This window comes from Micromonospora sp. NPDC053740, assembly GCF_040677775.1.
Lineage (GTDB): Bacteria > Actinomycetota > Actinomycetes > Mycobacteriales > Micromonosporaceae > Micromonospora > Micromonospora alfalfae.
This window is the reverse complement of record NZ_JBFASO010000010.1, coordinates 98,836-111,354: the sequence shown is the minus strand read 5'-3', so window position 1 is coordinate 111,354 and position 12,519 is coordinate 98,836. Positions and strand designations below refer to the sequence as shown.

Annotated in this window: 11 protein-coding genes; all 11 read right to left on the bottom strand. The window is 75.7% G+C overall.

Translation table 11 applies throughout. The features are described 5' to 3' along the window. On the bottom strand, positions 1 to 1,665 hold the full coding sequence (gene cobA / locus AB0K35_RS24975; RefSeq protein WP_363888002.1) for a uroporphyrinogen-III C-methyltransferase: 1,665 nt from the start codon (positions 1,663 to 1,665) through the stop codon (positions 1 to 3). Beyond that, the gene (locus AB0K35_RS24970) at positions 1,662 to 2,258 is read right to left on the bottom strand and encodes a precorrin-8X methylmutase (RefSeq protein WP_238670671.1); all 597 of its coding nucleotides are present in this window, start codon (positions 2,256 to 2,258) and stop codon (positions 1,662 to 1,664) included. Before AB0K35_RS24970 ends, cobA begins: the two co-directional genes overlap by 4 nt. Further along, positions 2,255 to 2,452: a 4Fe-4S binding protein gene (locus tag AB0K35_RS24965; RefSeq protein WP_238670670.1), complete on the bottom strand. Its 198-nt coding sequence runs from the start codon at positions 2,450 to 2,452 to the stop codon at positions 2,255 to 2,257. Before AB0K35_RS24965 ends, AB0K35_RS24970 begins: the two co-directional genes overlap by 4 nt. Further along, complete coding sequence (cobJ, locus tag AB0K35_RS24960; protein ID WP_238670669.1) at positions 2,440 to 4,167, bottom strand: precorrin-3B C(17)-methyltransferase; 1,728 nt, start codon at positions 4,165 to 4,167, stop codon at positions 2,440 to 2,442. The genes AB0K35_RS24965 and cobJ overlap by 13 nt, the downstream gene beginning before the upstream one ends. Continuing rightward, on the bottom strand, positions 4,164 to 5,465 hold the full coding sequence (gene cbiE, locus AB0K35_RS24955) for a precorrin-6y C5,15-methyltransferase (decarboxylating) subunit CbiE (RefSeq protein ID WP_363887998.1): 1,302 nt from the start codon (positions 5,463 to 5,465) through the stop codon (positions 4,164 to 4,166). The genes cobJ and cbiE overlap by 4 nt, the downstream gene beginning before the upstream one ends. Further along, positions 5,462 to 6,613, bottom strand: coding sequence for a cobalt-precorrin-5B (C(1))-methyltransferase (locus tag AB0K35_RS24950; protein WP_238670668.1), 1,152 nt, complete (start codon positions 6,611 to 6,613; stop codon positions 5,462 to 5,464). Before AB0K35_RS24950 ends, cbiE begins: the two co-directional genes overlap by 4 nt. Then, positions 6,610 to 7,455 carry a precorrin-4 C(11)-methyltransferase gene (gene cobM, locus AB0K35_RS24945; RefSeq protein WP_238670667.1) on the bottom strand — a complete coding sequence of 282 codons (846 nt, stop codon included), beginning with the start codon at positions 7,453 to 7,455 and terminating at the stop codon, positions 6,610 to 6,612. The genes AB0K35_RS24950 and cobM overlap by 4 nt, the downstream gene beginning before the upstream one ends. Then, positions 7,452 to 8,231: a precorrin-2 C(20)-methyltransferase gene (gene cobI, locus AB0K35_RS24940; RefSeq protein ID WP_363887994.1), complete on the bottom strand. Its 780-nt coding sequence runs from the start codon at positions 8,229 to 8,231 to the stop codon at positions 7,452 to 7,454. Before cobI ends, cobM begins: the two co-directional genes overlap by 4 nt. Further along, positions 8,228 to 9,589 (bottom strand): cobyrinate a,c-diamide synthase, encoded by a 1,362-nt coding sequence (locus tag AB0K35_RS24935; RefSeq protein ID WP_238670665.1) that lies wholly within the window; start codon positions 9,587 to 9,589, stop codon positions 8,228 to 8,230. The genes cobI and AB0K35_RS24935 overlap by 4 nt, the downstream gene beginning before the upstream one ends. Beyond that, positions 9,586 to 10,197, bottom strand: coding sequence for a cob(I)yrinic acid a,c-diamide adenosyltransferase (cobO, locus tag AB0K35_RS24930; protein ID WP_238670664.1), 612 nt, complete (start codon positions 10,195 to 10,197; stop codon positions 9,586 to 9,588). The genes AB0K35_RS24935 and cobO overlap by 4 nt, the downstream gene beginning before the upstream one ends. Positions 10,198 to 10,269: 72 nt before the next feature. Further along, on the bottom strand, positions 10,270 to 12,453 hold the full coding sequence (locus tag AB0K35_RS24925) for a VWA domain-containing protein (RefSeq protein ID WP_363888307.1): 2,184 nt from the start codon (positions 12,451 to 12,453) through the stop codon (positions 10,270 to 10,272). Positions 12,454 to 12,519 lie beyond the last annotated feature (66 nt).

Below are 12,519 nucleotides of genomic sequence, written 5' to 3'. Positions count from 1 at the left end.
TCATCTCGTCGGCCCGGTGGTGCTGAGAGCGACCACCGGGCCGAGGACGAAGACGGCGGGCGGGCCGACGCCCTCCCGGGCGGTGACTGCGCCGATCTCGTCCAGCCGCGCGGGCAGGGACCGCTGATCGGGCAGCCCGGCGTCCTGCACGGCCAGCACCGGCGTCTCCGGAGCGCGACCGTGCTCGATCAGCACAGCCGCGATCTTGGCGATGGTGTCGACGGCCATCAACAGCACGACGGTGCCCCGGGTGCGAGCCAGCGCCGCCCAGTCGACAAGCGAGTCCGGGTGCCCGGGCGGCAGATGCCCGGACACGACAGTGACGTCGTGCGCCACGCCCCGGTGCGTCACCGGCACGCCGGCGAGGGCCGGTGCGGCGAGCGCGCTGCTCACCCCGGGCACCACGGTCACCGGCACGCCGGCCGCCGCGCACGCCTGCACCTCCTCGTGGCCGCGCCCGAAGACGTACGGGTCACCACCCTTGAGCCGGACCACCCGACGACCGGCGCGGGCGTGCGACACCAGGGCCTCGTTGATCGTCTCCTGGGCCATCGACGGGCCACGGGGCACCTTCGCGGCGTCGACCACCAGCACGTCGGGGCGCAGCCCGGCGAGCAGCCCCTGCGGGGCGAGTCGGTCGACCACAACGACGTCCGCCGCGTCGAGCAGCGCCTTGCCGCGTACCGTGATCAGGTCGTCGGGCCCCGGCCCGCCACCGACCACGGCGACCGAGCCGTGGTCGTGCCCGTGGTCGTGGTGGTGGTGCCCGTGGTGGTGGTGATGGCCGACCGGGTCGTCGGGGTGGTCGTGCGGGCGTTGCGGACGACCCACCTTGTCCGCGAAGCCGGGCATCAGCACCCGGTACGCGCAGGTGTCGCAGTTCATCCGGATGTCCCCGCCCAGCGCCTCGGCGTACCGCTCCGAGACGAGGTCGGCGAGGGCGTCACAGTCACCGATCACCTCGGCGACCCGGACGTCCAGGTCGGGGTGGGCGGCGGCGAACTCCGCCGACTGGGCGACGATCCGGTCCGGTAGCACCCCGGCGAACAGGAAGTACGGCGCCACTACGATCCGCCGCGCGCCGAGGCGGCGCAGCCGCTCCAGCACGGCCGGCACCGACGGCTGCGCCAGGGAGATGAACCCCGGTTCCACGCCCGCGTAGCCGCGTCCCTCCCAGAGCAGCCGGGCGACCTTGGCGACCTCGGCGTTGGCGTCCGGGTCGGTGGACCCCCGCCCGATCAACGCCACCCACGTGTCGGCCCGGTCGGCGCCCGCCAGCTCCGTATCGGCCCGGTCGGCACCGGCCAGCGCCGCGTCGACGCGCTCTTCGAGGGCGGTGTGCAGCAGCGGGTGGGGGCCGAGCGGACGGCCGTAGCGGTAGCTCAGCCCGGGATGGCGCTGCTGCTCCCGGGCCATCGCGGCGGGGATGTCGCCCTTGCCGTGACCGGCGCCGGTGAGCACCAGCGGCAGCGCCACCAGCGCCCGGTGCCCCCGGGCGACGAGAGCGCCGACCGCGTCGGTCAGCGGTGGGCGGGACAGCTCGATGAAGCCGCCCTCGACGTCGCCGATGTCACCGCGACCGCGGACCCGCTCGACGAGAGCGGCGAACTGTTCGACCCCGGCCGCGCTGCGCGTACCGTGCCCGACGATGACCAACCCGGTCATGACTTCTCCTCGACGTAGAGCAGGGCGTTGAGGGCGGCTGCGGCGACCGCCGAGCCGCCCTTCTCCCCCACGTTGGACACGGCGGGCAGGCCACTGGCCCGCAGCGCCGCCTTCGACTCGGCGGCGCCCACGAAGCCGACCGGCAGGCCGACCACGAGCGCCGGTGCGGCGTCCAGGGCGAGCAGTTCGACAAGCGCGGTGGGCGCGCAGCCGACCACCCAGACCGCTGCGGGCCCGACCCGCTCCAGTGCGATCCGCACGGCCGCCGCCGAGCGGGTGATCCCGGCCGAGCGGCCCAGCGCGGCGGCGGCCGGCTCGGCGACCGGGCAGACCAGTTCCAGGCCGGCCCGGGTGATGCCGGCCGCGACCATCGCCACGTCGGTGACCACTGGCGCCCCGGCGCGCAGCGCCGTCAGCCCCGCCTCCAGGGCGGCCTCGTCGCAGACCAGTTCGTCGACGTACGCGAGGTCGGCGCTGGCGTGCACCACCCGCTCGGTCACCGCGCGGGTCAGCGGCGGCAGGTGCGACAGGTCGACGCGCTCGCGCAGGATGCGGTACGACTCGGCCTCGATGGGGTGCACGACCCGGCTCATCGGGCTCCTTCACAGGGGTCGGGCTCGACGACGCGGATAGCGTCGACCGGGCAGATCTCCAGGCACTCCAGGCAGCCGGTGCACCGGTCGGATCGGACCGTCAGGCCACCGGCGACCGGTCGGATCGCGTGGGTGGGGCAGGTGAGCAGGCAGGCGCCGCAGCCCTGGCAGGCGTCTATCGTCACGAACGCCACCGGTACCCCCGGGGTGTGACCATCCGGCCGGCGACCAGCCGCGTGTCGCTGCTGCCGACGACCACGACGCTGTACATGTCGACGATGGCCGGGTCGAGTGTGGCCACTGTGGCGAGGTGCACCCGTTCGCCGGGGCGGCTGGCGTTGCGCACCACGCCCACCGGGGTTTCCGGTGACCGGTGCGCGGCGAGGATGCCGAGCGCCTTGCCGAGCTGCCAGTCGCGGGCCCGGCTGCGCGGGTTGTAGAAGAGCGTCACGAAGTCGCCCTCGGCGGCGGCGGTCACCCGCCGCTCGATGACGTCCCACGGGGTGTGCAGATCGGACAGGCTCACGTAGGCGTGGTCGTGGCCGAGCGGCGCGCCGAGCAGCGCCCCGGCGGCGAGGGCGGCGGTGACGCCGGGCACGCCGACCACGTCGATCCGCTCGTCGGCGTATTCCAGGGCGGGGCTAGCCATTGCGTACACCCCGGCGTCGCCGGAGCCGATCAGCGCGACCGCCCGGCCGGCGGCGGCCTCGGCGACGGCGGCACGGGCCCGCGCCTCCTCTGCGCCCAACCCGCTGGAGAGCACCCGGGTGCCGGGGCGGAGCACGTCGCGGACCTGCTCCAGGTACTGGTCGAGGCCGACCACCACGGCGGCGCGACGTAGCTCGGCCACCGCGCGGGGGGTGCGCAGGTCGGCGGCGCCCGGCCCGAGGCCGACGACGGCCAGCCGGCCGCGTGGGGCGTGCCGGGCCACCGCGACGGTGGCCATCGCCGTCGCGGTCTTGCCCACCAGCAGCGTCGCGTCGTCGGCCCGGCCGTCCGGGCCGAGCAGGGCCGCGGCCTCCGCCACGCTCGGTGTGCCGACAGCGGCCCGGACCACCTCGCTGGGGTGCGGCACGTCGACCGCCGCCAGCCGCGTCGCCGGCCAGGTCACCAGGGGTACGCCGAGCGCGTCGACGGTGCTGCGGATGCCCGCCTCGTCGGCTTTGATGTCGGCGGTGGCCAGGCAGCGCAGGCTCGCCGGGTCGAGGCCGGCCTCGGCCAGCACCCGGTGCAGCAGCTCCGCCACCTCGGCGGCGGGTACGCCCCGACTCGCGCCAACGCCGACGACCAGCGACGGCGGCCGCAGCACTGCGGTTCGCTCGTCGGGTGACACGACCCGGTCGGTGACCAGCAGCCGGTACCCGTCGTCGGTCGGGTGTTCGTCGGCGGCGCGCACGTTCGGGGGTAGAGCGGGCAGTGGCCAGTCGGCGTCGGCGATCAGCTGGACCGGCTCGCCGTCCAGGATGGCCCGCGACACGGCGGCTACCGCGCCCTGGACGGGCCAGCCGAGGGTGTCCAGCCCCGGCAGGTCGACAGCGTCGGTGGCGGTGGTGATCACCGGTCGGGCGTCCAGCAGGGCGGCGACCTGCTCGGCGAGGGCGTTGCCCCCGCCGGCGTGTCCGCCGAGCAGTGCCACTGCGTGCCGGGCCGCCTCGTCGACGACCACCACCGCAGGGTCGGTGCGCTTGTCGTCGAGCAGCGGCGCGACGATCCGCACCACCGCCCCGGTGGCCAGGAACGCGATGACGGCGTCGCATTCGGCCCAGGCGGTTCGCAGCGCGTCGGCGACGCTCTGCCCTTGGACCAGCCGGGCGTGTGGCCAGGCGGCGGTCACTGTGTCGGCGTGTCGGCGGCCGGCGGCGGTGGCCGCCACCAGGCCGATCCGGGCGGGTGGGTTCTGGTCGGTCACTGGCGCTCCCCGGTGAGGACGACCACCGGGTTGGTGGCCGCGAGGCGGATCGACCCGCCGGGCAGGTCGGCGAGGCGGGCGGCGGAGAGCTGGCTGCCCTCGACCGTGTAGCCGGCGGCGCGCAGCAGACCCACTGCCGGTGCGACCCGGTCCAGTGCGGCGAGGGTGAGCACCACCCGCTCGGGTTGGCGGGCCACCACGGCGGTGAGGACGTCGACACCGCCACCGCCGACGAAGACCGCGTCGGGCTCGGGGAGGTCGGTCAGCGCCGCCGGGGCACGTCCGGTGACCAGCCGGACGTGCACTGCGTGCGCGGCGGCGTTGGCGCTGATGGTGGCACCGGCGTCGGTGTCCTGCTCGACGGCGAGCACGGCCGCGCCGAGCAGCGCGCACTCGATGCCGACCGAGCCGCTGCCCGCCCCGATGTCCCAGATCAGCCGGCCGAGTCGGGGGCGCAGCCGGGCGACGACGAGGGCGCGCACCTCCGACTTTGTGATCATGGAGTCGCGGTGGGCGTACCGGTCCTCCGGCAGCGCCCAGCCACCGGTCGGCGCGGCGGCGGGCTGGTTGTCGGCGCGCATCCCGCCGCCCGCGCCCCGCTCGGATGGGGTGTCGGCGGGCGTGGTGGGCGGGGCGTCGGCGGGCGCGGACCCGTCGGGTGCGCTGTCGGCGAGGCTGAGCAGGACGTGCGGGTCGGCCCACGTCTCGACGGCGGCCTGCTCGGGGCTCACCGCGCGGATCCGTTCGGCGGCGGTGCCCAGGTGCTCGGCGACCAGCAGGCGGCGGGACCAGCCGATCAGGGCGGCGCCCAGTTCGGCCGCACCGGCGCCGGGAGCGGTGAGCACCGCGACCAGTGGCAGCGCCCGGCAGGCGTTCACTGCGGCTCGGGGGTCGCGCCCGTGGGCGGTGACCACTGCGGCACCGTCCCAGGGCAGCCCGGCGCGGGCGAACGCGGCGGCCACACTGGACACCGCCGGTACCACCCGCAGCGGCAGCCCGGCCGCGCGCAGCCGCCGGACGATGCCGAACAGGCCGGGGTCGCCGCTGGCCAGCACCACTGCCGGCACCCCGGCGTCGACGGCCTCGGCGAGGCGGCGCAGGGCGGGGGCGAGCGGCCCGAGGGTGACGGTGTCCGCCCCGACCGGTACGGGCACCACGGCCAGGTGCCGGGCGGCCCCGACCAGCAGCCCGGCGGTGGCCAGCGCCGGGGCGAGCGCGGGGTGCGGCGGTGCGCCCGCCGCGTCCAGGCCGACCACTGTCACGGCGGTCATCGGGGGTTCCGGCGTCATCAGCGTCATCGGGGCCACCGGCCGGACGAGGCGACGACGTGCGCTCCGGCGAAGTCGACCATCGCCACGTCCACTGTCACAGTTGGTCCGGCGAAGCGCCGCAGCACCTGGCGGACCCGCTGGCAGAGCAGGTCGCCGGCAGGGGCGAGCAGCCCGGCGGCCTCCCACAGCTCGTACGCGTGCCGCCCGGTGTTCGCCTCGGTCACGGCGGCGACGAGCGACGGGTCGCCGCCGGCCTCGGCGGTCACCGCGCCGAGCAGGGAAAGGTCCACCTTCGAGCGGGTGTAGTGGGTCATCAGGATGCCGGCGGCGAGTTTGGCGAGCTTGCCGGCCATGCCGACGAAGACCACGCCGGTCATGGCGTCACCCACTGCGGCGGTCACCGCGGCCCCGGTGAAGTCGCCGACCTCGACGAAGCAGACCTCGGGCAGGTCGGGCAGGAGCGCGCGGGCGGCCCGCTCGGTACGCCCGCCGGTGCAGAGCACCACCGTCGGTTCGCCCTGGGCGGCCATCACGTGCACGGCCTGGACGACGCTGGCGCGCCACGACGCGGTGGAGAACGGGCGGACGATCCCGGTGGTGCCGAGGATCGAGATGCCGCCGAGGATGCCGAGCCGACGGTTGGTGGTCTTGCGGGCCATGATCTCGCCCCGGGGCACGCTGATCACCACCCGGACTCCGACCTCGCTGAGGTCGACCACCTCGGCCACCGCCTCGCCGATCATCCGGCGGGGGGTGTCGTTGATCGCCGGACCGCCGACCGCCAGCCCGAGGCCGGGCTTGGTGACGGTGCCGACGCCGGCGCCACCGGCCAGCCGCAGGCCGGGCACGTCGGTCCAGTCCACGGTGGCGGTCAGCTCGGCACCGTGGGTGACGTCGGGGTCGTCCCCGGCGTCCTTGACCACCACCGCCTCGGCCCGGACCGGTGGGGTGCCGGTCACCTCGCAGCGCTCCACCGGGAAGCGCACCCGGCGTCCGGCGGGCAGGCCGATCTCCACCTCCTGCTGGCTGGTGCCGGTGACCAGCGCGGTGAGGGCGGCCTTGGCCGCCGCCGTCGCGCACGCGCCGGTGGTCCAGCCGGTGCGCAGTGCTGTGGGCCGGACCTTCGCGGTACGCGGCAGGTCCGGCTCGCGCAGCGGCGGCTCGGCGTACGTCATGGTGTCTGCCCCGGTGTGGCTGTCCCCCCGGTGCGGGCGCCGGCCTGGCGGCGCAGCTCGGCGCGGGCGGCCGGCTCGGCCCGCCGGAAGGTGTGGAAGTGCCCCGGGTGGTAGAGGTGCGAGCGGGTGCCCTCGGCGGCGAGGGCCGGCCCGACCAGGAAGAGGGTGTGCTTCCACAGCTTGTGCTGCTTGACAGTCGCCTCCAGGGTGCCGACCGTGCAGCGCACCACGAGTTCGTCGGGCCAGGTCGCCTGGTAGGCCACCACGGCCGGGGTGTCCTCCGGGTAGCCGCCGGCCAGCAGTTCGGCTTGCACCTGCCCGGAGCGGGCGGCGGAGAGGAACAGCGCCATGGTGGTGCCGTGCCGGGCGAAGTCGCGGACCCGCTCGCCGGGCGGCATCGGGGTCTTGCCGCCTTCGAGGCGGGTGAGGATGACCGACTGGGCCACCTCGGGCACTGTCAGCTCCCGTCCGACGATCGCCGCGACGGCGGTGAACGACGACACCCCGGGCACGATCTCGACGGCCAGGCCGAGCGCCCGGCACACGTCCAGCTGCTCCTGTACCGCGCCCCACAGCGCCGGGTCGCCGGAGTGGATCCGGGCCACTGTCAGCCCCTGTTCGGCGGCGCGCTGGTAGAGCGGCAGCACCCCCTCGATGGGCAGCTGCGACGAGTCGACGATCTCCGCGCCGGGGCGGGCGTGGTCGAGCACGTCGGCGTGCACCAGGCTGGCCGCCCAGATCACGATGTCCGCCTCGGCGATGACCCGGGCGGCCCGCAGGGTCAGCAGGTCCGCCGCCCCCGGGCCGGCTCCGACGAACCACACAGTGCCGTCGCTGGTCACAGCTTTCCTCCTCGGTGCTCGCGGCGGGCCGGAACCAGCAGCGTCGACAGGTACGGCAGGTCGTGCTCGGTGTCGTCGACCGGTCCGACGTGTTCACCGGGCAGCCCCAGGCTGCGTCCGAGCACGGCGTCGGCGAGGCGGCCCTGCCGGCGCAGCTCGGCGAGCAGTTCCGGGTGCCGCCGCCAGCCCTTGTAGGCGACGACGGTGCCCGGCCCGGCGAGGGCGTCGGCGAAGAGCCCCAGGCCCGCGGTGGCCGGCAGCAGAGTGAGCGGTTCACGTCCCTCACAGAGCGGGGTGCCGCTGCGGGCCGCCAGCTCCTGCATGGCGGTGACGCCGGGCACTGTCGCCACCCGCACCGCCGGGCGCAGCGCGCGGACGCTCTGGGCCAGGTAACCGAAGGTGGAGTAGACGTTGGGGTCGCCGATGGTGGCGAACGCGAGGGACAGTGCGCCCGCGTCGATCGCCTCGACCACCACCCGGGCGGCGTCATCCCAGGCCGCCGTCCGGCGCGCGGTGACCCCGCCCCGGTCGTCAAGCGCGAACGGCAGCCGGCGCAGCCGGTCCGCCGCGACGTGGGAGCGCACTGTCGCCTCGGCCCGCCCGGCGTCCGCGCCGGGCGGCGTCGGACCGGCGGTCGCGAAGGTCGCGACCCGGTCGGCCATCACGGGTACGAAGACCAGGTCGGCCTCGCGCAGCAGCCGCACCGCCTTGACGGTGAGCAGTTCCGGGTCGCCGGGGCCGACGCCGACCCCGGTGAGCGTGACGTCGGCGCTCATCGACACGCCTCGACGAGCCGGCGGGCCGCGTCCGGGTGGCCCGCCCAGTGGGTGTGCAGGTAGGACGCGTGCACCCGACCGGCGACGAAGCCGTGCCGGGTGTCGTTCCAGCGCCACGCCGGCGCGTCGCCGTGCCCCGGGTCGGTGGTGGTGCGGTGGAACTCGTGACCGCGTACCGGCTCGCCAGCGCGCGCCACCGGGGAGTCGGTGACGGCCACCGCCTCCCGGTAGCCGAGGGTGAGCCGGTCGGTCATCCGGGCGGTCAGGTCCAGTCGACCGCACATCGGTACGCCGTCCAGGGACCGCCCGAGGTAGAGCAGCCCGGCGCACTCGGCCACCATCGGCCCGTCGAAGTCGGCCAGCTCGGCGCGGAGCGCGGTGTTGTCGGCCAGCGTCCGGGCGTACGCCTCGGGGAAGCCGCCGCCGATCACCACCGCCCGGGTGCCGGTGGGCAGCGCCGGGTCACGCAGCGGATCGACTGTGATGACCTCCGCGCCGGCCGCGGTGAGCAGTTCGGCGGTCTCCGCGTACGAGAAGGTGAAGGCCGGACCACCGGCGAGGGCGATCCGGGGCCGCTCGACGCCGGCCGGACCACCGACGGCGGCGACCGGGTCCCACGCCGGGGTGGTCAGCGGCGGGGCGGTCCGGGCCAGGTCGAGCACGGCGTCGAGGTCCACTGTGGCCTCGACCAGTTCGGCGAGCGCGGTGACGATCGCCACTGATTCGGGTGCCCGCTCGGCGACCGGCACCAGTCCGAGGTGCCGGGCCGGCGCGGCCACCTCGGCGGCGCGGGTCACCGCCCCGAGCACCGGTACGTCCACCTCGGCGAGGGCGTCGCGCAGCAGCGACTCGTGCCGGGGTGAGCCGACCCGGTTGAGGATCACCCCGCCGATCCGTACCGCCCTGTCGAACGCGGCCATGCCGAGGGTGAGCGCGGCGGCCGAGCGGCCCTGCGCCGTGGTGTCCAGCACCAGCAGCACGGGCGCCTCGATCAGCCGGGCGACGTGTGCGGTGGAGGCGTAGTCGCGGCGGCCCACGGCACCGTCGTGCAGGCCCATGACGCCCTCGACCACGGCGATGTCGGCGGGCGTGGGGACGCTCGCGCCGTGTCGCAGCAGGGGCGCGATCCGGTCGGCCCCGACCAGGAACGGGTCGAGGTTGCGCCCGGGTCGTCCGGCGGCGAGGGCGTGGTAGCCGGGGTCGATGTAGTCCGGCCCGACCTTGTGCGGGCTGACCGTCAGGCCCCGTCGGCGCAGCGCGGCGAGCAGCCCGGTGGCCACAGTGGTCTTGCCGTGGCCGCTGGCCGGGGCGGCGACCACCAGCCGGGGCAGCGACAACGGTTCGGTGGGGGCGGTCACCACTCGATGCCCTTCTGGCCCTTCTGGCCGGCGTCCATCGGGTGCTTGACCTTGGTCAGCTCGGCGACCAGGTCGGCGGCGGCGACCAGGCGCGGGTCGGCGTCCCGACCGGTGATCACGACGTGTTGGAAGCCGGGGCGGTCGGCCAGGGTGGCGACCACCTCGTCGACGTCCACCCAGCCCCACTTCATCGGGTAGGTGAACTCGTCCAGCACGTACAGCCCGTATCGCTCGGCGGCCAGGTCACGCTGGATCTGCCGCCACCCTTCCAGGGCGTCGGCGGCGTGGTCGGCGTCGCTGCCGCGCTGGATCCAGGACCAGCCCTCGCCCATCTTGTGCCAGGCCACCGGCGCGCCCTGGCCGGTGCGCTCGTGCACCTCGCCGAGCGCCCGGAAGGCGTTCTCCTCCCCCACCCGCCACTTGGCGCTCTTGACGAACTGGAACACCCCGACCGGCAACCCGGCGGTCCAGGCCCGCAACGCCAGCCCGAAGGCCGCCGTCGACTTCCCCTTCATCTGTCCGGTATGGACGATCAGCAGTGGCCGGTGCCGCCGCTGCCGGGTCGTCAACCCGTCAACAGGCACCGAACTCGGCTGTCCCTGCGGCATCAGCCCGTCCCCCGTCCCGCGGGCACTCCCGCGATCTTGCAGTTTCGGTTGGTCATATGCGCACTTCGCCTGCTATGCCGCGACCGGAAGTGCGAGATCGCGGGGATGGGTGAGGGCTTCCAGGGGGGTTCGCGGGGCCGTCAGCTGGGTGGCCAGGCGGGCGGCCAGGTGCAGGCGGACCGGGCCGGATTCGCAGTCGACGACCACACAGGATGCGCCTGTCGCCGCCAGGACCTTCGCGGCTGCTGCCGCCCGGTCCAACGGACGGGTGCCGGCGGTGGCCCGGCCATCGGTGACGATGAGGACCAGCGGGCGGCGCTTCGGGTCGCGCAGACGCTCCACCCGCAACAGGTCCGCGGCGGCGAGCAACCCCTCGGCCAGCGGCGTACGCCCTCCGGTGGGCAGCTCGGCCAGCCGGGTCGAGGCGGCCAGCACCGACGAGGTCGCCGGCAGCAGGGTCCGGGCGCCGCCACCCCGAAACGCGATCACCGCGACCTTGTCGCGCCGCTGGTACGCGTCGGTGAGCAGGGCGAGCACCGCGTCCTTCACCGTGGTCATCCGCTGCCGGGCGCCCATCGAGCCGCTCGCGTCCACCACGAAGAGCACAAGGTTGCCCTCGCGCCCCTCACGAACCGCCTCCCGCAGGTCATCACGGCGCAGTCGCAGCGGACCGGTGAGCCGGCCCCGGGCCGCCTGGTGCGGCGCGGCGGCGCGGATCGTGGCCGGCAGGTGCAGCGCGCCGACCCGACCCGCCGGCACCCGGGCGCCGGTGGTGCGGCCCCGACCGGTGCGGGCCCGTGACCGCCGGCCCGGCACCCCGTCACCCAGGCCGGGCGCGGTGAGCACCCGCGCCTTCAGCCCACCCCGGGGTACGGCCACCGGCTCGGACTCCGCGCCGCGGGTCGGGTCGCCGTCACCGGCCGCCGACTGCCGGCCGTCAGGCGTGCGCGCGTGCCGACCGTCGCCGCTCCGGTCGCCGGCCGGGCTCTGCGGCCAACCGTCGCCCCGGTCGCCCGTCTGACGCTGCGGCCAACCGTCGGCACCGTCCGGTCCGTCGCCGCGCGCGTCCGGGCCAGCGCCGTCACGCGCCGAGGACTGCCCAGCCGTCTCGGATTCACCGAGGTCGCCGTGCTGCGGCCCGCCGCCACTCGGGCCGTCGCCGTCTGGTCCACCCCCGTTCGGGCCGCCGCCACCGCCCGGCCCACCGCCCTGTGGGCCACCGCCACCAGCCGGGCCGCTGCCGTCGGGGCCGGCGTCGTCCGGGTCGTCGGGGTGCGCGTCCTGGGCGCGCTGCAACGCCTCGTCGAGGCGCTTCTCGTCCAGCCCCGGGGTGTCGAACGGGTCGCGGCGACGACGGTGCGGCAGCGCCAGCCGGGCGGCCACCCGGACGTCGTCGATGGTGACCCGGTCCCGGCCGTGCCAGGCGGCGTGCGCCAGAGCGGTACGGGCGGTGACGATGTCGGCCCGCATCCCGTCCACGTCGAACGCCGCACACACCTCGGCGATCTGCCGCAACGCGGCGTCCGGCAGTCGCACCCCGGGAAGTCGGCGACGGGCGGCGGCCACCTGGCCGGCGATCTCCGCGTCGGCATCGGCCCAGCGGGCCGCAAAGCCCACCGGGTCCGCGTCGGCGGCCAGCCGCCGACGGACCACCTCGACCCGGACCTCCGGATCCCGGCTGGCACCCACCTCCACGGTGAGCCCGAACCGGTCAAGCAGCTGCGGGCGCAGCTCCCCCTCCTCCGGATTCATCGTGCCGACCAGCAGGAACCGGGCCGCGTGGCTGACCGACACGCCCTCCCGCTCGACGTGGCTGCGGCCCATCGCCGCCGCGTCGAGCAGCAGGTCGACGAGGTGGTCGTGCAACAGGTTGACCTCGTCGACGTAGAGCACACCCCGGTGCGCGGCGGCGAGCAGGCCCGGCTCGAAGGCGCGTACCCCCTCGCCGATCGCCTTCTCCAGGTCCAGCGCCCCGACCACCCGGTCCTCGGCGGCGCCCACCGGCAGTTCAACGAGACGGGCCGGGCGGATCTCGGCGGCGGTGTCGGTCGGATGCGGGCCGTCCGGGCAGGCCGGGTCCGGCTCGGCCGGATCACAGCCGAAACGGCAGCCCGCCACCCGCCGCACCGGGGGCAGCAACGCGGCGAGAGCCCGCACAGCGGTGGACTTGGCGGTCCCCTTCTCACCCCGCACCAGCACCCCGCCGATCGCCGGAGAGACCGCGTTGAGCAGCAACGCCAGTCGCATGTCGGCCATGCCGAGCACCGCACTGAACGGGTAGATCGTCACTGCGTCCTCTTTCGTTCGCGACTGCGGGGCTCG